Origin of the sequence: Belliella pelovolcani, assembly GCF_900156785.1 — a bacterium.
GTDB classification, from domain to species: Bacteria; Bacteroidota; Bacteroidia; order Cytophagales; family Cyclobacteriaceae; genus Belliella; species Belliella pelovolcani.
In genome coordinates this window covers 44,635-67,061 of record NZ_FTOP01000009.1, presented here as the reverse complement: position 1 = coordinate 67,061, position 22,427 = coordinate 44,635, and the positions used below count along the sequence as shown (strand labels likewise).

Annotated in this window: 15 protein-coding genes; 9 read left to right on the top strand and 6 right to left on the bottom strand. The window is 39.0% G+C overall.

Features of this window, described 5'->3' with window-relative positions:
* Window positions 1-91 precede the first annotated feature (91 nt).
* Window positions 92-1,303: a tRNA 2-thiouridine(34) synthase MnmA gene (gene mnmA / locus BW935_RS11215; RefSeq protein WP_076501532.1), complete on the top strand. Its 1,212-nt coding sequence runs from the start codon at window positions 92-94 to the stop codon at window positions 1,301-1,303.
* Window position 1,304: 1 nt separating this feature from the next.
* The gene (locus BW935_RS11210) at window positions 1,305-2,009 is read left to right on the top strand and encodes a pseudouridine synthase (RefSeq protein WP_076501531.1); all 705 of its coding nucleotides are present in this window, start codon (window positions 1,305-1,307) and stop codon (window positions 2,007-2,009) included.
* Here the strand turns inward: BW935_RS11210 and BW935_RS11205 are convergent.
* A complete protein-coding gene (locus BW935_RS11205) occupies window positions 2,002-2,712 on the bottom strand; it encodes a hypothetical protein (RefSeq protein ID WP_076501529.1) in 711 nt (236 codons plus the stop codon). The genes BW935_RS11210 and BW935_RS11205 overlap by 8 nt on opposite strands.
* A gap of 129 nt (window positions 2,713-2,841) precedes the next feature.
* On the opposite strand from BW935_RS11205, the gene BW935_RS11200 reads away from it, so the two are divergent.
* Window positions 2,842-4,323 carry a M28 family peptidase gene (locus BW935_RS11200; protein WP_076501528.1) on the top strand — a complete coding sequence of 494 codons (1,482 nt, stop codon included), beginning with the start codon at window positions 2,842-2,844 and terminating at the stop codon, window positions 4,321-4,323.
* A 167-nt stretch (window positions 4,324-4,490) separates the two neighbouring features.
* Here the strand turns inward: BW935_RS11200 and BW935_RS11195 are convergent, their stop codons facing one another.
* Window positions 4,491-5,357, bottom strand: coding sequence for a bile acid:sodium symporter family protein (locus tag BW935_RS11195; protein WP_076501526.1), 867 nt, complete (start codon window positions 5,355-5,357; stop codon window positions 4,491-4,493).
* Window positions 5,358-5,434: 77 nt separating this feature from the next.
* On the opposite strand from BW935_RS11195, the gene BW935_RS11190 reads away from it, so the two are divergent.
* Complete coding sequence (locus tag BW935_RS11190) at window positions 5,435-5,893, top strand: glycine zipper domain-containing protein (RefSeq protein ID WP_076501525.1); 459 nt, start codon at window positions 5,435-5,437, stop codon at window positions 5,891-5,893.
* Window positions 5,894-5,903: 10 nt separating this feature from the next.
* Here BW935_RS11190 and BW935_RS11185 read toward each other — a convergent pair whose 3' ends face one another.
* Window positions 5,904-9,062 (bottom strand): AsmA-like C-terminal region-containing protein, encoded by a 3,159-nt coding sequence (locus BW935_RS11185; protein ID WP_076501523.1) that lies wholly within the window; start codon window positions 9,060-9,062, stop codon window positions 5,904-5,906.
* A gap of 154 nt (window positions 9,063-9,216) precedes the next feature.
* The gene (locus tag BW935_RS11180) at window positions 9,217-10,308 is read right to left on the bottom strand and encodes a 6-phosphofructokinase (RefSeq protein WP_076501522.1); all 1,092 of its coding nucleotides are present in this window, start codon (window positions 10,306-10,308) and stop codon (window positions 9,217-9,219) included.
* 94 nt (window positions 10,309-10,402) lie between these two features.
* On the opposite strand from BW935_RS11180, the gene BW935_RS11175 reads away from it, so the two are divergent.
* Entirely contained in the window at window positions 10,403-12,502 is a 2,100-nt protein-coding gene (locus BW935_RS11175) for a M28 family peptidase (protein WP_076501520.1), read from the top strand.
* A 33-nt stretch (window positions 12,503-12,535) separates the two neighbouring features.
* Here BW935_RS11175 and BW935_RS11170 read toward each other — a convergent pair whose 3' ends face one another.
* Window positions 12,536-15,295: a PAS domain-containing protein gene (locus BW935_RS11170; protein WP_076501518.1), complete on the bottom strand. Its 2,760-nt coding sequence runs from the start codon at window positions 15,293-15,295 to the stop codon at window positions 12,536-12,538.
* A gap of 108 nt (window positions 15,296-15,403) precedes the next feature.
* Window positions 15,404-15,541: a HAMP domain-containing histidine kinase gene (locus BW935_RS18215; protein ID WP_139325540.1), complete on the bottom strand. Its 138-nt coding sequence runs from the start codon at window positions 15,539-15,541 to the stop codon at window positions 15,404-15,406.
* Window positions 15,542-15,742: 201 nt separating this feature from the next.
* Between BW935_RS18215 and nrfH the strand changes: the two genes are divergently transcribed.
* Genes nrfH through ccsA form a run of 4 tightly spaced genes read left to right on the top strand, consistent with a single transcriptional unit; the run spans window position 15,743 to window position 22,370 of the window.
* Window positions 15,743-16,390, top strand: a complete 648-nt coding sequence (gene nrfH, locus BW935_RS11165; protein ID WP_076501516.1) for a cytochrome c nitrite reductase small subunit — start codon at window positions 15,743-15,745, stop codon at window positions 16,388-16,390.
* 11 nt (window positions 16,391-16,401) lie between these two features.
* Entirely contained in the window at window positions 16,402-17,892 is a 1,491-nt protein-coding gene (gene nrfA / locus BW935_RS11160) for an ammonia-forming cytochrome c nitrite reductase (RefSeq protein WP_076501514.1), read from the top strand.
* A gap of 19 nt (window positions 17,893-17,911) precedes the next feature.
* Entirely contained in the window at window positions 17,912-19,231 is a 1,320-nt protein-coding gene (locus tag BW935_RS11155) for a hypothetical protein (RefSeq protein ID WP_076501512.1), read from the top strand.
* A gap of 4 nt (window positions 19,232-19,235) precedes the next feature.
* A complete protein-coding gene (ccsA, locus tag BW935_RS11150; RefSeq protein WP_076501684.1) occupies window positions 19,236-22,370 on the top strand; it encodes a cytochrome c biogenesis protein CcsA in 3,135 nt (1,044 codons plus the stop codon).
* The last annotated feature ends 57 nt before the right edge of the window (window positions 22,371-22,427 follow it).

Genomic DNA, 22,427 nt, shown 5'->3' with positions numbered 1-22,427 from the left:
CCCTTAACTTTGCTGAACCATTCGCAACATGGGTCATGTTGTGCATGCAAATAAATCCTCATGGACCTTGAACCCATGAAAATTTAGAAAAATGAACCAAAGAAAAAGAGTAGTAGTCGGTCTATCCGGCGGAGTAGATAGCTCAGTAGCGGCTTATTTACTCAAAGAGCAAGGTTACGAAGTGATCGGCATGTTTATGAAAAACTGGCATGATGAATCTGTAACCATCTCCAACGAGTGCCCCTGGATGGAAGACAGTACCGATGCCATGCTGGTTGCAGAAAAATTGGGCATCCCTTTTCAAGCTATTGACTTAAGTGAAGAATATAGAGAACGAATTGTAGACTACATGTTTGCAGAATATGAAGCTGGAAGAACACCAAATCCAGATATTCTTTGCAATAGAGAAATTAAGTTTGACATATTTCTTAAAGCAGCTCAGAAGCTAAAAGCAGATTATGTTGCAACTGGACATTATTGTCAGAAGGCTGAGGTTGAAATCGATGGCAAGCCAGTTTACCAACTATTAGCAGGGGCTGATCCAAACAAAGATCAAAGTTACTTTCTATGTCAGTTGAATCAGGATCAGTTATCAAAAGCCTTGTTCCCGATCGGGCACCTTCAAAAGCCAGAAGTAAGAAAAATAGCCAAAGAACAGGATCTGATCACCGCAGATAAAAAAGATAGCCAAGGACTTTGTTTCATAGGTAAAGTACGCCTGCCTGATTTCCTCCAGCAACAGCTAAAACCCAAAAAAGGTGATATTCTAGTAATTCCTGATGATTTGGCAATTTATGATAAAAAGAAAATTCCAGCAGGAATACCTTTGGAAGATTTAGAAGAAAACGTTTTGGATGGAATTTGTCTACCTGAGCAGTATGTTGCTACTCAAGGACAAAAACTAGGCGAGCACAATGGCGCCCATTATTTTACTGTGGGACAAAGAAAAGGTTTACAGGTTGGTGGCACAGGCAAACCGCTTTTTGTCATTGCTACAGATACAAAGGAAAACATTATTTATACAGGACTAGGCGAGACCCATCCAGGATTATTGAGAAATGGGCTTTTCGTACCTAAGAAAGACATCCATTGGATTCGAGAAGATCTTATGCTAAATAAGGGAGAGTCTGCCAGGTATCTAGCTAGAATCAGGTACAGACAAGCATTGAGTCCTGCTACTTTGATCATGAAAGCACATGGACTCTATGTCATATTTGACACCCCTCAAAAAGGCGTTGCATCGGGTCAATTTGTAGCCTGGTATGATGGAAATGAAAGCATAGGCTCAGGAACAATTTTCTGATATGCTATTAGAAATAATCTTTGAAGATGCTGACTACATAGCTATCAATAAACCTGCAGGTCTCTTGGTTCATAAAACCAAGCTAGCAAAAGATGAAGAACCAATCTTTGCCATGCAGCTTTTGCGTGATCAGATTGGTCAATGGGTCTATCCATTACATAGAATAGATAGACCCACTTCAGGCGTCTTACTTTTTGCCAAATCGCCAGAAGCAGCGGCACTTTTACAACCCAAATTCGCAACAACTGAAATCAGGAAGGCATACCTGACCATAGTACGTGGTATTCCTAAAGAAGATCATTTTCTAATTGATCATCCATTAAAAAAGGAATTGGATGGTGAGTTGCAGGAGTGTAAGACTGAGTTTTGGAAATTGTCGGAAACTGAAATCCCATTTGCATCTACGCCACGCTATCCTACAAGTCGCTATGCTTTGCTCAAAGCCTACCCACATACTGGTCGGATGCATCAGATCAGGCGACACCTAGCACATGCTAGACACTACATCATTGGAGACAGCACGCATGGAGAAAATAAGCAGAACAGATTTTTTAGAGAAACTTTCGGGTCATACAATCTGCTACTTCATGCAGCAAGTTTAGAGTTTGATCATCCAATTACCAACGAAGTGGTTACTATCAAAGCAGAATTGCCAGAACATTTTAAGAAAATTATTGAATATCTGAAGTTAGATTATTTTAATTGATATTGATCCCAATCACTAAACCTAGCCAAGGTTTTCTTTGGTAAATCCAAACACTAGAATTTTTATCAAGTAGTCTATCCCATCCTACAGCAAGGCCAAGGTTGAGGTAATCTATGCCCAAACTTACAGCTAAACCATTTGACCAGACCAATCCGTCATACTCCTCGGTAATTTGATCATTTGTAAACCATGGCGTCACAGGTGAAGATCCAAAACCTGAAAATGCCCCAAAAGAAAGTCCATAATGTTTAGATTGTCTAATGTATTGTCCAAGTTTATTCCTTTTGTATTTGAGACTATAAAAATCAGTCCTGTAACCAGTATACAAGGATGCGTTGAGGTTAGTAGAAAGTTGTTGCGGTTGTCCAAACACTGGGAATCTGTACTTAAATGGAATTGTAATTACATCAACATCAAAACCATGCGTGGTAAAAGTCACTGGGTCTAAAGGGTAGTATGAAAGCTGTTGAGGAAATACAAATGTTTCTCTTCTCAATGTATCTACTTCATATAAATCCCCAACTTTCTTCAATGGAAACACATATAAATAGTCTAATTCATTATCTAAATAAATGGTCTCTTTTTCTCCCGAAATTTTTGATTGATAGAAACCATCTTCCAATTCAAACTTGATCGACTGTTTTGAAGAAAGGCATGAACTTAAAACCAATAAAAAAAACAAAAGTGGATATAACTTGAACATTGAATTTATTTTTTCTTTAAAGTTATCAATAAAAATTTATCCGAATTCGTACAATTTTAGTAGATCAAGTAAAAGTTCTTGGTGTCCCTAGGCTAAATTTCTATCTTCAAAGCAGAAACAATAATACTTATGAAGAGAACATATTTAGCACTTAGCTTAGGCTTGATTTTGTCATCAAGTAGCTTATTTGCCCAAGGTGGAAAGTCTGCCATAGAAGCAAATTTCCACGAAAGGGAATCCATATCACATTTCCGCTATTTGGCATCTGATGAATTGATGGGAAGAGATCCTATCAGACCAGAAATTGACGCAGCTGCCAGATACATAGCCGAACAATTTTGGAAATATGGCGCTCAAGAAATATTAGGAGCCAATGGCTATTATCAAAATATCCCATTCAGGCTATCTGTCCCTCCTACCAAAGGCGAAGTTAGGTTGGGTGGCAACAAGTTTTCCCAAGGAGACAACTTGTTAGTCTTAGATGGCCCTTCGATTAATGGAGAATATGAATTGATCGTAATGGGATATGGCCTAGAAGCAGATTATGTAGGAAAAGACGTCAAAGGTAAAATCGTAGTGACAAATGTAGGCGCACCTGACAGATTAACTCCAAGTGATCTTTTTGCAGCTGGTAGGGAAAAATTGAGTCTAGCGCAATCCAATGGTGCTGTGGCATTGATAGAAATGTATAATATTCCTTCGCCATGGAATTTTGCAGCCAGAACATTAAATAGGACGCAGCTTACAGTAGACAATACTGGAGGAAAAGCTAGCATACCATATATCTGGCTGAGTGATACAAAAAATGAATCCATCAATGCAATAGGAAAAGGCGAGATAAAATCTGCCAACGTAGAAGTGATCGGCAAAATCAATAGAGATATCGTCGGCAAAAATGTCGTTGCTGTAATCGAAGGAACAGATCCGAAATTGAAAAATGAATTCATCATGTTGTCAGCCCACTATGATCACATTGGTGTAGGTAGACCAGATGCCAATGGTGACTCTATCTACAATGGTGCTAGAGACAATGCGGTAGGAACTGTGGCAGTTATCAATGCCGCAAGATATTTTGCGGAGAATCCACCCAAAAGATCCATTTTGCTGTGTGCATGGACTGCAGAAGAAAAAGGTTTATTGGGAAGTAGGTATTTCGCAGACAATCCCTTGATACCATTAGATCAAATCATTTATAATCTCAATATAGACAATGGAGGTTACAATGACACCTCGATCATTACTGTGATTGGATTTGGAAGAACTTCTGTTGATCCGCTGATTGCGGAAGCCACTGCTCAGTTTGGCTTGGAAACTATCGCTGATCCTTCACCAGAGCAAGGTCTCTATGATCGATCTGACAATGTCAACTTCGCTAGAAAAGGCATCCCCTCTCCTACCTTTTCATTGGGATTCAGAGCATTTGATGACGAGATCAATAAATACTACCATCAACCTGGTGATCAAGTAGACAACTTCGATTTAGACTATGCAGTCAAATATTGGAAGTCCTACATCTTGACAGCCGAAAAGATTGCCAACAATCCTGCTCGTCCTGTATGGCAAGCTGGTGACAAATATGAAGAAGCTGCTAAGGCTTTATATGGCAATTAAGCAATACCCATTGATTTCTTTTTAAATCAGCTGGTATTCAAATAGATTAAACTTTGTGCCTTAGCGCCTTTGTGGTATTGACAATTTATTGATCCTCACAAAGACACTAGGGCACAAAGAATTTTAACTTAAAAAAAGACCTTTTTAGCTTAGGAATAAACCACAGCTCAGGTATCTGCTTTTTGCTTTTTATTGGCCATAAAAATAATAAAGCCAGCAGTAAAAAACATAATCAAACTATAAATCGCAATGGGAACGGTCATTTCAGAGTTCCTCAACAAAGTAGCGGCAATCATAATACCCAAAGTTCCATTTTGAATTCCTGATTCTATGGCAATGGTCATTTGTTGATTTTTTGGTAATAGACTTATTTTCGCAAGCATATATCCTATGAGCAAAGTTCCCAAATTCAAGAGCAGGGTCACTGGACCTGCTGCAATAAAGAATTCCACCAAAGAAGCTCTTTCCTTTAAAATAGCTGCCAGAATTATCAATACGAAGAAAACCGCGGATGCTATTCTCACCGGCCTATCTGCTTTTAATGATAGTTTAGGGGATTTTTTCTTCAAAAACATCCCAATGGAGACCGGAATAATTGTTACTCCCATGATCTGTATGATCGTCTCCCCTAAGGGTAAAGTCACACTTCCTTCCTCCCCAAAATAAGCAATGGCAAAATTCACAATCAAAGGAATGGTAGCTACTGTCAGAAATGATGTCACTGCTGTCAGACTAATAGAAAGTGCTGTATCGCCTCTTGATAAGTGCGTAATTAGATTAGAAGTAGCGCCCCCGGGACACGCAGCCAAAATCATAATACCCACAGCCATGGTTCCACTCAAGCCAAAGGCGGAAATCAGCCCAAATGCAATCAATGGCAAAAGGATCATCTGATTCAACAATCCTAAGAATACTGCCTTTGGGTAGATTAAGATATTCCTAAAATCCTTCACTGAAAGAGATAGCCCCATCCCTAACATAATGAATGCCAAGGCTAATGGAAGAAATACAGCAGTTAAAATACTTTCTTGCATATTTTGATTAATTTGGGTGATAATATAAAACCAATCGATAAAGTCTACATTTTTTGAATAAAAACAAAGTTTTAAAGATGGATACAGCAGAATTTGAAAAACGAATCTTAAGCTATAGACAGCTTATTGAAGAAAAGGAAAAAAGATATAGAGAGAATCAAATTCGTCAGTATGAATTAGGAATACTTAAAAGACTTCCTGACAAATTTGGCAAGATTATACCTTCTCACGAGCAGGATTACTGGATGGGAAAGTTTGAAGAAATAGTCAAAAAACTGCCGGAACCTAGTCAGAATGGATCTCTTTTCGTGAAAGCTAAAAACCAGTTGCTCAGAGACCTCAATAAAAAATATAAACTACAACGCAAGGGTCAATGGGTTGCGATATTTATACCTGTATTCATGGTCGCTATCGGTGTTTCCATAGGTACTGCTACTGACAATCTCGCATTGTGGATACCTTTGGGTATGGCTTTAGGATTTGGAGTAGGTTATCTTATGGAAAATCAAGCTAAAAAGAAAGAACTTATTCTCTGATTATTATCTTTTATCTATCCCTCCTAAGGGCAATTTTGTAATCATCAGGAGTCCCTTTCATGTTGATATTGACAAAGCGTACTCTACGGTCCTGATCTCTATAGACAATAGCATCCTCTTGATCAGGATCCACTTCATTCTTATTTTTCCCTCCAAACAAAGCTCTAAAGCCTACTTGCGTTACCATCGCTAAAGGTACCCGGATGAAATAATCCATATTCAAATCCAAACTTTGCCTACCTGAAAGCTCAATGAAACCAAGGCTTGAATTGATATTCATCTTTGGGATATTGAGAACACCACCTTTCAACTCAAAAGTATTGCTCAGTGTATCAAAACGTACATTTCTGAGATTTCTGTCGCCAAAATAAGATGCCATGGCATCCAAAGGAGCAAAATTCACCAAACTCCCTTGATAAACAGTCAAGTCCATCAAAGCTTCAGATTTGTCAATAATCGGCGTCAAATCTGGATAGACAAGAAATTTACTTTTTATCGTGCCACTCACTAGTCCATGAAGATTTTCATTGATCAAATAATCCTGGCCAAAATTCTCAAACTTAAATAGCAACTTATCTAGGTCAAGCTTATCCGCTTTCATTTCGCTATGAAAGTAAATCTCCTCAGGATTGGAACCATTGAAATACCCTTTGATACCTAAGGTTCCATCTGCTGCTCTCAAGCCAAGCGTATCTACATACAAAAAATGATTTTCAGTTGTCCTTGCTTTCGCTTTTACATCTTCAAGCCAGAAAGTATGGTAATTGACCCTTCCTAATTCCGCGCTAAAATCCATTTCTGAAAATGGCAATTGGAAAACATTAAAGGAATCTTGATGGTTGGTCTCTTTATCCAAGCCTTCAAAACCCATCAATGCATCTAAATCCAAGACTTTACTTCTCATGCGGAAATAATTCCTTTTTTTACTTGCTAAGGCTAAAGAATCCTTTGTTCCAATGTAGTAACCAAGATCAATAACAAAATCAGAAACCCCCATCTTTCCACCAAAATTATCCATGGCCAGATAGTTGTCTTCATAATGTACTCTCCCTTTGAAATCCTGCAGCTTAAGTGGATGGATTTTCATTTTTCCATCCAAATCTTCAAGATAAAAATCTGCTGACTGAAACACTCCTTGATAATGCAAATCCAATCTCCCTTTTAAGTTCAAGTCAGTAATTACCTCGTTGCTATAATCTTCTGGAAGGTAGTTCACACCCTGATAAGTCAAAAGGTCGCTCAATTGTAATCTCTTGGACACCAAGTCAAATTCAAAGCTAGAATCCCCTTGTTTCACTTCCTCAAACCATTTCCTATAGTTCTGAACTTTGCCAGTAAATAAAAAGTCGGAATCATCAATTTCCCCTTTAAAATCAATAATTTCTAAGTGATTATCTTGGATAAGAATATCCGCATGAAAATCATGGAAACTATGAGGGTAATGCTTTAGCTTGGCATAAAAATCATCTATAAAAAATTCACCTTTTGGTAGATACTCAAAGTTCATTAAATCTTTTCCTGTAGTTTCAAAAGCCATTTTTATCTGAAAATCAGTGATTTGCTCATTATTAATAAGACTATCACTTGAGCTTGGAATCATCTCAGCTAGTAAGATTTGTTTCGACTTAGATTCGAAGTTTACTTTAAGTGGTGAATTTGTCTGGTGAAGAATGGTACTAATATCATTCAGATCACCCGCAAAAAAGAAATCAGATCCCCCAATCTTGAAAGATAAATTATCTAATACAACCTTACCCTTTCGCATGTAGGCATAAGCATTCGCATTCTTGACTGGTAAATCATATCCTGGAATATCTAAAGATAGATTTTTCAAGAAAAGCTCGCTTTGTAAAGTACTCTCTACGCCTGAAATAGAAGTAGGTGGCAAGTCCAAATCAATCAATTCATCAAAATCCATATCCAAGACTACTTGACCTTGAATACCCCTAAGCCCTTCAATTTCAAAAAAATCTCCCAAAAACTCTAGATCCAGATCAGCATTGAGGTTGATTTTGATATAAGGATCCTCAAAATTTCTAATAGTCATCCTTCCCTGAAAAATCCCCTCATCAGGTCTAGCATGGAAATGTTGCAATTGTATTTCTGAAGTTTTCAGACTTCTTTCTTTACCATTGGTGAAAAACCCAGAAAATCTCAGCTCATCCACTTTCTTTTGAATACTTGGATTCAAAAAATAAGCATTATCAGCTCCAAATTCCACTGCAATAGCTGGGGTTTCTCCAGTTCCTGCTATTCCTTTGATAGAACCAATAAAAAACACCTCCCCTTCATTTTTATATCTTTTCAGAGCCTCCCCAGTCTCATTTGGTAAAAAAGCCGCAAAAATATTGAAATCAGGTTTTTCTCCATTGAACTTGATGTCCATATCCAAACCCTCTTCCAAAAGGAAGATATCGCCCGACACAGCCAGCAATGCCTCCTCTAGCCTAACTTTGGATGGAGATATTTTAAGGTTTTGCTGCTTTTTCTCGAAGTCTAAGTTCAGGTCTAATGCAAGATGCTTATTGACAAAAAATGTATTCTCACCATCTTGATCCAAATCAAATACCAAATCTGAAATCAAATTTAGTAAGATATGATCATCATCTATCTTAAGTGATGTATTGAGATTAGCGATGTTAAAAACCAAATCCTGGCCATTACTCAAATTTGAAAACTTGATATCGAAGTCAATCAGCTCGACGCCAGCCAATTCAAAAGCAAAGCTATCATCCTCCTCAGTTTCTTTTTCTTCATTACCGATTCCCTTGGCCAACAATAAATTGATTTGTCCATCTTGATACTGAACTACATCAAGGTGGCCATTTGATATCTTGAGCTTCTTGACGGAATACCTTCCATTCAATATATCCCAAAGATTGAAGCCCAAATAAAAATCATTGGCCTCATAAATGGGCTTTGTATCCATTGCTTTGGTTTCGAAAAACTTGACTCCCTGCAAATCAATAGAGATATAAGGAAAATTAGCAAATGGAGAAATATGGGAGTCTTCAATGGTCAATACCCCCAAAAATTCCTCATTAATTTTTGCTATTGCACTTTGAGTCAGGTCTTTTTGCTTGCTGTAAACTACCCAAACAGAACTCGCGAAAATTAAAACAGGGATTAATAAAAACAGGGATATATACAGTAATCTTTTATGCTTCATCGATAACAGCTTTAAAGCTTTGATCTACAAATTTAATTTATTTGAAAAACTTATGTCAATGATTATGCCTCAATATTCATGTCTTTCATCTTATGTCTTGACTCTTGGATCTTTTGTCTTACTAGTATATCAAATCTTATTTCCAACACACCACTCAATCGCCAAAGGACATCCCCATAGCTTTTGCTGCTTTGACCAAGAAGCCATTTGGGTCTACAAAATTATAATCCTTTACAGCTTCCTCTAAGCTGACAGCTGTATAGTCATTGTTTTTAAATGAAACCATTTGACCAAACCTCTGCTCTTGAACTAATTCAAAAGCCTTCACTCCAAACATCGTAGCCAATACTCGATCATATGCCATCGGTGTCCCTCCTCTTTGAATATGTCCCAAAACTGTCTCTCTAATTTCAGGTTTGCAACCTGCTGCCTTGAGTTCATGTGAAAGCTGAAACGCTACTCCTCCTAGCCTCAAATGCTCGGAAACAGTTTCTCGTACAGAGCCTACTACTTCACCTCCTCTAGACTTGGCTCCTTCTGCAATGACAATATTGACAAAACCTCTCCCCTTTTCGTAACGACTGTCTATTTTAGCTTTGACCTTGTTGATATCATAAGGGATCTCAGGTATGAGGCAGACTTCTGCACCTCCTGCTATAGCAGTATGCAACGCAATCCAGCCAGCATCTCTGCCCATCACCTCCATGATCATCACGCGATGATGACTTTCTGCGGTGGTGACCAACTTATCAAAACTATCTGTAGCGATCTGAACGGCTGTCTGAAAACCAAAAGTCGTATCTGTCGCCGAAAGATCATTATCTATGGTCTTGGGCACGCCAATGATTGGAACACCAAGTTTAAAAAGCGCATTCGAGATTTTTTGAGAGCCATCTCCACCAATATTGATCACTGCATCAAAGCCTAATGATTTGATTTTTTCAGAAAGTGCCTCGGTACGGTCTTCAAAAACTATATCCCCATTTTCATCTTGAACCGGGAATTGCAATGGGTTTCCCTTGTTGGTCGTCTTTAGAATAGTCCCTCCTTTTACATGAATACCTCCAACATTAGATTTCTTTAACTTGATCAAAAAAGGTGGTTCTGCCATCACACCATTAAATGCCTCAATACTTCCATATACTTCCCATTCTTTTGTTTTTTTTGCAGCTTTGAAGATTCCTCTGATCACTGCATTGAGTCCAGGACAATCTCCACCTCCAGTGCAAACAAGTAGCTTTTTCATTTTTCCAAAATTTAATTTCTCCGATTAAAGAATAATTGCTTTTATATAAAGATAGCTTGGATATATTTGTTTTCTGACGATCAACAAAAATTTTATGAGCATTCATCGATTAATCATCCCAATTCTTGGCCTATTTCTTTACCAAACCTCAGTCGCCCAGCGACTAGATGGGTTTCAAGTAAATACAAATGACAAGCAATTAGAATTAGAAAAAACTTTCTTGGATAAAGTTGATTTTGGACGGTTCAAGACGCATTTGACAGCGATCACTTCAGAGCCTCACCCTGCTGGTTCTGAGGCGAACGAAAGAGTCAAAGACTATATGGTCAAAGCTATGCAGGAAGCAGGCTGGGAAGTGAAGGTCCATCCTTATGATGTTTATCTTTCCAAAGAACCTGGAGAATCGCTTGTAGAGATTGTAAGGCCCTTTAGAATGCCTCTCAATCAACAGGAAAATTTTGTTGCAGAGGATCCATATGCTGATCATCCAGCGCTATGGAAAGGCTGGAATGCTTTCTCTGGAAGTGGTGATGTCACCGCAGAAATCGTCTATGCCAACTACGGCACCAAAGCCGATTTTGACAAACTCAAAGAATTGGGTATAGATGTCAAAGGCAAAATAGTCTTGGCTAGATATGGAGGAAACTTTAGAGGATTTAAGGCCAAATTTGCAGAAGCTGCTGGTGCTGCTGGACTACTAATCTATACAGACCCGGGAGACTCAGGCTATATGCGAGGCTTGACATATCCTGATGGCATTTTTTACAATGAGACCTCCATACAAAGAGGTTCATTACTTACCGTTGATTGGACAGGTGATGCCTTGACACCATTTGAACCAGCATTGCCTTTGGATAGCAAGGAAAAAATCAAAAGACTCAATCCAGAAGAAGTAGGTTTGCATACCATTCCTGTGACCCCTATTCCTTATGGTTCAGCCAAGGAAATCATGTCCCTAATGAAAGGTCAAGCCGTGCCTACTGGCTGGCAAGGAGGCCTTCCATTCACTTATAGGCTAGAAGGTGGAAAGGAGCTAAAAGTCCGCGTTAAGGTTGATCAAAAACGAGAGTTTGTCCGTGCTAATAATGTAGTAGGCACACTCAAAGGAAGTAGTAAGCCTGACGAATGGGTCATCTTGGGTTGTCATTATGATGCTTGGTCTTTTGGCTCTACCGATCCAAACAGTGGTACTGCCATGCTACTGGCATTGAGTGAAACTTTGGGGAAATTAGCCAAAGCAGGTCAGCGACCTGAAAGATCTATTCTGATTGCACACTGGGATGCTGAAGAGCATGGAGTCATTGGATCTACTGAATGGGTGGAGCAGTTTAGAGATGAACTTGGAGCCAAAGCTGTCGCATACATCAACTTAGACGCAGCAGTGTCAGGCCGAAACTTCGGTGCTTCTTCTTCACCAACCTTGAAAAAAATCATCATGGAATCTGCTAAGGCAGTTAGTTTTCCTGATTCTTCCAAAACGGTCTTTGAAGTATGGGCCAAAAACCAATCAGAGCCTAGCATAGGTAATCTAGGTGGTGGCTCGGACCATATCGCTTTCTATATGCATGCTGGTATTCCTTCGATGAGTGGTGGTGCAAGTGGACCTACACTTTATCACACGAATTATGACAACCTACATTTTTACGAAAAATTTGCAGACCCAAGCTTCAAAATGGGTGGAGCAGTAGAACAGCTTGTGGGTATAATCAGTCTGCGATTGGCCAATGCTGACATTATTCCATATCAAGTCAGTCGCTATGCAAAAGACCTTGAGGGACATTTCAGTGGGGCTGTCAATCAAATCAGAAGATTTGAAAAAGATTTTGGGGGATTTATGAAATCCCTTGAAGCAATCAGCAGCCTAAAAGAAAGTGCTGAAAATTTTGACAAGCAGCTGGCTGAGAAACTAGAAAGTGGAACATTCGATTCAAAAAAAGCTAAAGCTATCAATCAAGATCTATTATCATTGGAAAAATCTTTTATCGACCCAAAGGGTATGTATTTTGGAAATTGGTACAGGTCACTTTACGCTTCAAATGATCCTTTTAGTGGCTATGCATCTTGGATTCTACCAGGCATACAATACGAAATCGAGCTTAAATCTACAGCAAGGTTACAAGAATGGGACGACCGTTATGCAAATGCTATCTTAGATTTGAAAAGGAAGATTGATGATTTGTTAGAAAAGTTATAATTCATAAAAGGCGTTGAGAAAATCAACGCCTTTTTACTTTGGCAAAGTAAAATAGAAAGTACTACCCTTTCCTACTTCTGATTCCAGCCAGATTTTCCCTCCTAGATTATCAATGATTTTTTTCACAATAGCTAGTCCAATTCCAGTTCCTGAATATTCTTCTTTGGTATGAAGCCTCTGAAAAATAACAAATACCTTATCAAAGTATTCCTTTTCGATACCAATTCCATTGTCAGAAACTGCGATTTCCCAAAATTTTCCGATATCATTAGCACTAATTTTGATTTCAGGATTGATATCTGGTTTTCTATACTTAAGGGCATTACCAATCAAGTTGTTGAATACTTGCTCTACAGAAAGCTTGGTGGCTATTACTTGTGGAAGATTATCAGTCTCAATAATTGCATGATTTTCTTCAATAGCCTGTTTTTGCAGCTTTTTCACATCTTCTATGACAGCCATCAAATCAATTTTGACAGGAGCTTCTTCATTTCTTCCAACTCTTGAAAAATCTAATAAATCCAGAATGATTCTGCGCATTCTCACCGCACCATCCATAGCATATTCTATATAAGTCTTCCCTTTTGTATCAAATAGCGGCCCATATTTCTTTTGTATCAGTGCAAGGAAGCTCGTCACCATTCTCAATGGTTCCTGAAGGTCATGTGAAGCAACATAAGCAAACTGTTCTAATTCTTGGTTTGATTTTGCTAAAGCTTTGATTTGCTCCTCGATCTGGAACTCGGACATTTTTCTATCAGTAATATCCTGAAAACTACCGTAAATCCTGACACACTTACCATTTAAAAAGTCTGCTTGCCCCATAACCCTTGCCCATTTTTCATTCCCCAAAAAACTTATAATAGGTAATTCAAAATCAAAGGATTCACCAGTATCAATACAACGATATACTAATTCTGAAACTTCACTCCTGACATCCTCTCTATAAAATTGAAGCCCTGATTCAATAGTCATTTCAAGATCATCTGGAACCTCATGGATAGTCCTAGTCATCTTTGACCATTGATTTTTACCCGTATTTAAGTCTACCTCCCAGCCTCCAATTCTAGCCATTTCAGAAGCTGTATCCAAAAGTCGTTTCAATTCTTTTGTCTCGGTGACATCTCTGAGAATTCCAATCATCCTAGTAGGCACACCTGATTCATTTCTGATGATAAATCCAACTACTTCAACAAAAGCAATAGATCCATCTTTTTTTAGTAAACGGTGTCCTTTTTCTAGTTTACTAATTTCAGGATTATTCATAAACTCCGTGATATCTTTTGAAACCTCGTCAAAATCATCCGGGTGAATCAATGCATTCCAGTCCTTAGATGTGAATATTCCATTGTGCTTATATCCAAAAAAACGTTCAAAACTCTCTCCCCAATTTACGCTATCTTCCATAATATCCCACTCGTAAACAGCTTCATTAGTCGCTCTATAAATAAAAGCATTCAGTTCATTGATATGTTTGATTTGAGCTAAGTCTGAATACCTTTCTAGGATTAAAGATGCTAAGCGATGCGCTCGATTAATCGCAATCTTTTCAATTGGCCTTGGCTCACGTTTTTCATTATAATAATTAGCAAAAGTAGCTACAACCTCACCCTGCTTATTGAAAATAGGCCTTGACCAACAAGCTTGAAAACCATACAACTTTCCAAGATGACTATAATTCTCCCATCTCGGATCAGTCGACACATCTGAAACAATCACTTCTTCTTGTAAAAATGCTGCCGTACCACAAGATCCTGCTCTGGGACCAATCGGTTGCCCTGTTATCGACTGAAGATATTCTGCAGAAAGTGAAGGAGAGGCAAGGTTATATATTTTCTCATTTTTAATCTTCAATGTAGATGCCCTCATCTCTGGGAAGATTTCTTCTAATTTCCTCATTTGAAGCGTAAGTACTTCCTCAAGAGTAGCCTCTACTTCCATGCTTTTTTCCATCACAGACCTTTCCATCTGCTCTAGCTTTTGGTTAAAAAAGGAACTATTGATGTCAACCAATATCCCTTTCAATCTATTGGACTTACCCTTGGATTTGAGGACAGCTACCCTATCTTGCAGAAGAATGTATTCCCCAGATTTTTTCTGCATTCTATATTCAAAAGTATGGTCTTTACCATTCTCAATATTGGACTTACAAAAGCTGTAGGCATAATCTCTATCTTCTGGATGAATGTGATTGAGCCAAAAATCCTTTTCCTTCAGCCATTCTTCTGGTGAATAACCAAGGATCCTTTGAACTTGTGGACTTACAAATGAAAATTCGAAAGTATTGGCATCAGCTTCCCAAATAATCCCATCCACATTTTCAATCAGTGTTTGGTAATTATCTAAGGTCTCTTGGATTTTTCTTTCATTCTCAATTGCTTCTGTAATATCCTGAAAAACACCAATCAATTTGGCTGGTTCTCCATCGGGATTTTTAATCAAAGAGCCCCTAGAAAGTATATGCTTTATTTTGCCATTTTCTAACTGAAATCGCTTTTGAATTTTATATTCCTTTCCGGTATTCATGGTATCTTGCATAGCCTGAATGGCAATGGCCTGATCATCAGGATGGATTACACCTAGACCTCTTTCAAAAGTCACTTTAAAGGACTGTGGCTCAAACTCACATATCAAGAAAACACCATCACTCCATGTTAATTCATTTGTCTTGAGATCTAGCTCCCAAGTACCAAAACCAGACACCATCTCAGCATGACGCATCAGGGCTTTTTGTGCATCAAGACTCTGCTTGATTTGATTCAATTCAAGTGAATTTTCGGGTTGAATTCCCATAATGAAAAAAGGTTTGATTAAGCTGAGTAATTAATTCAAAACAAGTTACTTAAAATAGAGGATGAAAACAATCATTATTGGTAATGGGGGATATGTTCTGAAATTATCTTAATTCAAGGGGAATTCAACTTCAAATAAGGCCCCTTGCCCCTTGCCATCACTTTGTGCTTTGATTTTCGCTCTATGCCTTTCAGTAATTTTTTTAATCCCTGGTAAGCTGTAGAATTTTTTTAATAATTGATTCATGACAAGTAGTGTTTATTTTGATTTAAATACAAAATACTACTCTTTTCTATATTATTTGAATTCAACACCACACTAAATTCCAGGTTTCAACAAATTTAAGCGTTTATTATATTTTTTGTAACTTTAGTCACATTCCTGATTTTAGTCATGTTTTAATCAGTTTTGTCAATCTAACTTTGAACCACAAACTCAGCCAGCACAATGTCGAAATTTCAAAGTTTCAAAAGATTTCTTTTTAAGTATAGTCTTGTTCCTCCCCGAAAGTGGAGGCCTTACGCCACTGTCCTTGTAGCCACCATTTTTGGACTAGGAATATATGTTTTCAAGCTCAGCAATGCAGTATCATACTTATCTGATGATCCCCAAGCATGCGTCAATTGCCATATCATGACCCCGCAATACATCACTTGGACACACAGCTCTCACAGAGAAGTGGCCCATTGTAATGATTGCCATGTCCCTCACGATAATGTTTTCAACAAATACTTTTTCAAAGCGAAAGACGGTTTATACCATGCCTCTATATTCACCATCAGAGCTGAACCAGAGGTAATCAAAGCTTTGGAGCCATCGATTGCAGTCATTCAAAGTAATTGTATCCGATGCCACGAACCGCAGGTAACAGACGCCAAAACAGCCTCTTTTGTCGAAGATCATCATGCCAAAAGAACAGATAGAATATGCTGGGAATGCCATCGGGAAGTTCCTCACGGCAGAACCAAAAGTCTATCAGCAGTAGGCCATCAAATAGAACCCATCAAAGCACATGCCCCAGCAGATCTCAGCATAGTTCCCAAATGGCTGAAAGAATCAATGGAAGCACAAGAAGATATAAAAGCTAAAAAATAAATACTACACTTATGAAAAACTGGATCCTTTTTGGCCTTACAGCCATCGCAGTATTTTTATTAGCCATGCTAGCCTATACCATTATGGATAGGAAGACCGAAACTAGGTTTGCTTATCAAGCAAAAGTTAGCCTAGAAGGTATTGAGCCAAGAGATTCCATCTGGGGACTCAATTATCCAAGGCAATATCAATCCTACATGAAAACGCAAGACACCACATTCAGTAGCTTGTACAATACTTCAGCATTGAGAAGTGTCTTGGATGATCAGCCTGAACTGGTGATCTTATGGGCTGGATACGCCTTTAGTAAGGATTATAATCAACCTCGAGGACATGCCTATGCCGTAACAGATGTGCAAAATACCCTTAGGATAGGTTCTCCGATGGTAGCAGGTGAAGGCCCTCAACCCAGTACTTGCTGGACTTGTAAGAGCCCCGATGTACCAAGGTTGATGAGTGAGCTAGGTGTCACTGAATACTACAGTCAGAAGCTATCTGATTATGGATCTGAAGTCATCAATCCCATTGGTTGCGCAGATTGTCACAACCCAGAGACTATGAATCTGACCATTACAAGACCTGCTCTGATAGAAGCATTCGAAGCGATGGGCAAAGACATCAACCAAGCCTCACATCAAGAGATGCGCTCCCTAGTCTGTGCTCAGTGCCATGTGGAATATTATTTTGACAAAACAAAGCCTGGTAAAGAGAATGCACAATACCTGACTTTTCCATGGAAAGATGGCATGGATGTAGAATCAGTTGAGGCTTACTTTGATAATATTGATTTTGCCGATTGGGTACACCCCCTTTCGAAGGCAAGAATGCTCAAAGCACAGCATCCAGATTATGAACTTTTCACACTTGGTGTACATGCAAAGAGAGGTGTTTCTTGTGCAGATTGTCACATGCCTTATAAAACAGAAGGTGGACAAAAGTTCACAGATCACCACATTGGTTCTCCTTTGAACAATGTTGAAAACTCCTGTTTTGTATGTCACAGAGAGAAAGAGTCAGATTTGCTGACCGATGTCTATGACAGACAGAGAAAAATCAAAGAAGGTACTTCTAAACTCCAAAAACTCCTAGCAATGGCTCATATAGAAGCTGCAAAAGCATGGGAATTAGGCGCATCTGAAGCTCAAATGATGGATATTTTGAAGGGAATCCGCCATTCGCAGTGGCGATGGGATTATGCAGTAGCATCACATGGGGCAGCATTCCACGCTCCACTTGAAACCAGTAGAATCGTCACCTCTGCTACTGGCATCGCTCAAGAAACCAGGATCAAGCTCGCTAGGCTACTGGCAGACCTAGGGCATAATAAACCCGTAGACATGCCTGAATTTGATAAAAAAACGCTACAAGCCTATATAGGACTGGATATCCCAGCTGAGAAAGCTGCCAAAGAAACATTTCTGGAGCAAGTAGTACCTCAGTGGATTAAAGATGGAAAAGCCAGAGAATCAAAAAAAGAAGTAAACATCATCAGCAGCAGATAAAACATCAATCCTCAGCATTATGAAAAAGTTGTTGATTTTTGGATGGGCCATTTTTGTGGCCCTTTCTTTTAAACCGGCACAAGCACAATTCAGCCTAGATGGTCAGCTGCTACAAAGAGCGGAATTTAGGAATGGATTCAATAGGCCTATACTTGAGTCCGAAGTTCCCGCAAAATTCATAGCACAAAGAGCAAGGCTTCAAGCTAGCTATAAAATGGAAAATATTTCCTTTTACATGTCTATTCAAGACATCAGAACATGGGGAAATACACCTCAAATCAAAGCAACCGATAATTTCTTGTCAGTGCACGAAGCTTGGTTAGAAACGAAAATTGCCGAAAACTGGCAAATCAAATTGGGGAGGCAAGAATTGAATTATGATAATTTCAGGTTTCTTGGAAACTTGGACTGGGCACTACAGGCTAGAGCGCACGATTTTGCACTTGTCAAGCACGAGAAAAATGACATGAAATTACATTTCGGGGGTGGCTATAATCAGAGTGAGCAAAGATTGGCTGGCGTATTCTACGACATAAACAACAATTACAAAGCAGCTCAAATGATCCGATATGAAAATAAATTAGGCCAATTTAATTTTTCATTGCTCTTCTGGAATGACGGACGTCAATTTGCCGTGAGAAATACTGCTGGTACGATCATCAGTGAAGGTATCAATTACAGGCAAACAATTGGTCTTCCTACTATCAGGTATCAAACAGGTAATACAACCCTAAGTGGCTTTTACTATCACCAATTAGGTGTGGATAATTTTGGAAGAAATGTCAATGCCTTTGACCTTTCTGCACAAATTACTCAACAACTAACTATCGATCAGGAAGCTGGTAAAAAACTTAGAATGGTGGCTGGTTTTGAAATTCTCAGCGGCACACCCAATAATGTAAACACGGAAAACAGCTCTTTCTCTCCGCTCTATGGGACCAATCACCTTTTTAATGGTTACATGGATTTGTTCTATGTGGGAGGAGCCCATGAAAACAATGTGGGTTTGCAAGACTATTACCTTAAAGCAAGGTATGATTTCAATCCTAAATTCTTTATTCAAGCAGATTTCCATCAATTCCTTGCCCATGCTGATGTATTCAGTCAAAATGGACTATTTAAGTTGGATAAAAACTTGGGAACTGAACTAGATTTTTCTTTCGGTTACATCTTCAATTCAGCCATCTCGCTTCAGGGAGGATATTCACAGTTATTTTACAGCGATACTTTTGCAAGCTTACAAAACAGGGGAGATTTGAAAGACACCCAAAATTGGGCCTATTTGATGTTGATATTTAGGCCAAACATGAAAAATAGATTTGTTGGAATTTTACTCTAAGTATATGAAGTTTTTGAAAATTCTCTTTTCAACCAAAATTAGTTTAATCCTCTTATTAGCTTTTGCCATTTCCATGGCTGTGGCTACTTTCATAGAAAATGACCATGGGATTCCTGTTGCTTGGAAGTTGGTCTATGATGCTTGGTGGTTTGAGATCATTATGCTGTGGTTAGCCATCAATTTCCTAGCCCATATCAATCAGTACAGGCTCTTTCATGCCAATCGATGGCCAGTCGGACTTTTCCACATTGCTTTTGTGATCATTTTGGTAGGAGCTGGAGTGACGAGATATTTGAGTGTGGATGGCGTGATGCATATCAGACAGGGAGCATCTGAAGATTCGTTTTATACCAGCTCTGACTACTTGCAGGTACGCCAAACCCTAGCCAATCAGGGACTCAAATTTGAAAAACCTATCAGTATCATCCCACATCAATTCAAGCCGGAAACCCATTGGGTAGATTTTGGACAAGAACGCTTTCAGATCCATATCAAAGAATACATCAAAGCTGGAGTAGAATCATTTATAGATGGGACGGAGACATTTATCGACATAGCAGTGGCCATGGGTGCTGGTAGAGAGGATTTCATCTTAAGAGAAGGCAATGAAGTAGCATTAGGAGAGTTGGTTTTGGGAACTTCTAAAAATTCATCAAGTCCTATACGCATCTTCAAAGAGGATAGTCTCTGGATGATTCATTCAGATGTGCATTTACAAATTATGGAAATGAGCACCCAAAAAATCGGGGTCATGCACGAGGGCGAAAGTAGTCAATTACAACTTAGGTCTCTTTACCAATGGAATGGTGGAGCTTTTATGGTCAAATCTATCATCGAAGATGCTGCAATTGTCTATCAATCAGAAACTGACGAAAAACTCGCCAAAAACATGCTAGATGTCGTCAACATTGAGATTCTTGATGAAGCAGGAAAATTGGTCTCACAAGCTTATATCAGAAATGTCAGTTTTAACCCTAAGTGGCACCCATTTACACATAATGGACAAAATTTCACGCTTACTTTTGGCCCGAAAAAAATCAAACTTCCCTTCGAACTCTACCTCAATGCCTTCGAACTTGAAAGGTATCCTGGCAGTCAAAGCCCTGCTTCCTATGCCAGTGAAGTGATGGTCAGGTCTGACGGTGAGGAGTTTCCTTATAGGATATTTATGAACAATGTCCTCGATCACAAAGGCTTTAGATTCTATCAATCCTCCTATGACAATGATGAAAGAGGTACTATCCTTTCGGTCAATCAAGATCGCCCTGGAACTTACATCACCTACTTAGGCTATACTTTATTGAGTATAGGTATGCTTTTGACACTTTTTGCCAAAGGCAGTAGATTTCAACTTTTGAATAAAAAATTAAGTAGCTTACGTAGGAAAGCTGCTGCTACAGCCACCTTCTTTTTGTTGTTTTTATCGGGATTATCCGCACAGGAAATACCCATGCAAGACCCTAGGCAATCTTTGGTTCCCAAGGAAATTGCTGATGACTATGGGAAGCTGATTGTCCAAGACCTAGATGGAAGAATGAAGCCTCTCAACACCCTGGCAAATGAAATCATCCGTAAACTCAGTGGTAAATCAAAAATTGAAGTTCCAAGCCCTGACGGAGCAATTAGCTTTTCTTCTGAGCAGTTTGTATTAGCCATTCAATTAGATCCGGTGACTTTTAGTCACCTGCCTTTGATCAAAATTGATCAGAAAAAATCAAAATTAGCTTTTCAAGCTCTTGGGATAGAACCTACAGATCAGTTGAGTTTCAGAGAGTTTTTAGATGAAGAGGGTAACTACTTACTCCAAGAATTGGTAGAAACTAGCAATAGATTGAAGCCCGCTGAAAGGAATGAAGCGGACAAAGAGCTTCTCAAAACAGACGAAAGATTCAATATTTTCTATGCATTATTGACGGGGGATTTTCTGAGATTATTCCCAAACAAACTAGATCGAAACAACACATGGTTTACAAGTCAACAATGGACACAAGGCTTTGATGAAGATGATGCTGTTTTTGTCAAAAACATCACTACGCTCTACCTAGCAGCCTTGGAAAAGGGCATCCAAACAGGGAATTGGGAAGATGCTAAAGAAACACTTTCTTACATACATCTCTACCAGCAAAAAGCAGGAAGTGAGGTCTATCCAAATGAAAATGAAATCCATGGAGAGCTACTTTATAATAAGCTAAACCTCGGCACCAAGCTCTTTGGTCCTTTCTGGCTTTTGGGTATTGTGATGCTCATTTTAGGTATTCTGATGCTCTTCAAATCCAGTCAATGGATTGATAGACTTTGGAAGTTGGGTAAAGCATTGACTTGGGTTGGCTTTTTATTATTCTCCTTCCATCTAGCCCTTCGTTGGTACATAGCTAAACACCCACCGTGGTCTGATGGATTCGAAATGATGGTATTCGTCGCTTGGGGAATTTTGCTGTTTGGAATGCTATTCTCAAACAAATCGCAGTTTACTATTCCACTTTCACTATTGTTCTCTGGAACCTTGCTTTTTGTAGGTTTTCTTGATTGGCTTAATCCTGAGATCACCAATTTGATGCCCGTCCTGCACTCCTACTGGCTCAAAATACACGTAGCGATCATCGTAAGTGGCTATGCACCACTTGCGCTGTCCGCCATCATCGCATTGCTTAGCTTACTTTTGATCATCTTCAAGCCAGCAAATCCCAAAGCAAAATGGTGGTTGAGCCTTCAAGAGTTGAACATTGTGAATGAAATGTCCATCACTATTGGTTTGTTTCTCCTCACTGTGGGAACTTTCTTAGGTGGGGTATGGGCTAATGAAAGTTGGGGTCGCTACTGGGCTTGGGACCCCAAGGAAACTTGGGCCTTGATCTCAGTGATTGTCTATGCCATAGTCCTGCACTTGAGGTTAATACCTTCTTTGAAGAAGAGTTTGATTTATAATCTTGCCAGCTTATGGGCCTTCAGTTCGATTATCATGACCTCCTTTGGGGTGAATTATTACCTCTCTGGGCTTCACTCCTATGCAGCAGGCGATCCAGTCCCTATACCAATATGGGTCTATTGGGCTGTGGCTTTGCTTTTATTCATCTCTGCCGTTGCGATATGGCGTTATCAAAAAATGGATCAAACCCAATTGAAGAAATTGATGGTTTAAAATAAAAGACCTGGCAGGTTTTCGAAACCTGCCAGGTCTTTTATTGCCAAATTTATA

Coding starts and splice junctions, on each gene's coding strand:
- BW935_RS11180 (WP_076501522.1), bottom strand. CDS start 10,308: ATGAAAAAGCTACTTGTTTGCACTGGAGGTGGAGATTGTCCTGGACTC.
- nrfH (WP_076501516.1), top strand. CDS start 15,743: ATGTCGAAATTTCAAAGTTTCAAAAGATTTCTTTTTAAGTATAGTCTT.
- BW935_RS11205 (WP_076501529.1), bottom strand. CDS start 2,712: ATGTTCAAGTTATATCCACTTTTGTTTTTTTTATTGGTTTTAAGTTCA.
- BW935_RS11195 (WP_076501526.1), bottom strand. CDS start 5,357: ATGCAAGAAAGTATTTTAACTGCTGTATTTCTTCCATTAGCCTTGGCA.
- BW935_RS11200 (WP_076501528.1), top strand. CDS start 2,842: ATGAAGAGAACATATTTAGCACTTAGCTTAGGCTTGATTTTGTCATCA.
- BW935_RS11190 (WP_076501525.1), top strand. CDS start 5,435: ATGGATACAGCAGAATTTGAAAAACGAATCTTAAGCTATAGACAGCTT.
- BW935_RS11175 (WP_076501520.1), top strand. CDS start 10,403: ATGAGCATTCATCGATTAATCATCCCAATTCTTGGCCTATTTCTTTAC.
- BW935_RS11170 (WP_076501518.1), bottom strand. CDS start 15,295: ATGGGAATTCAACCCGAAAATTCACTTGAATTGAATCAAATCAAGCAG.
- BW935_RS18215 (WP_139325540.1), bottom strand. CDS start 15,541: ATGAATCAATTATTAAAAAAATTCTACAGCTTACCAGGGATTAAAAAA.
- BW935_RS11210 (WP_076501531.1), top strand. CDS start 1,305: ATGCTATTAGAAATAATCTTTGAAGATGCTGACTACATAGCTATCAAT.
- BW935_RS11155 (WP_076501512.1), top strand. CDS start 17,912: ATGAAAAAGTTGTTGATTTTTGGATGGGCCATTTTTGTGGCCCTTTCT.
- nrfA (WP_076501514.1), top strand. CDS start 16,402: ATGAAAAACTGGATCCTTTTTGGCCTTACAGCCATCGCAGTATTTTTA.
- ccsA (WP_076501684.1), top strand. CDS start 19,236: ATGAAGTTTTTGAAAATTCTCTTTTCAACCAAAATTAGTTTAATCCTC.
- mnmA (WP_076501532.1), top strand. CDS start 92: ATGAACCAAAGAAAAAGAGTAGTAGTCGGTCTATCCGGCGGAGTAGAT.
- BW935_RS11185 (WP_076501523.1), bottom strand. CDS start 9,062: ATGAAGCATAAAAGATTACTGTATATATCCCTGTTTTTATTAATCCCT.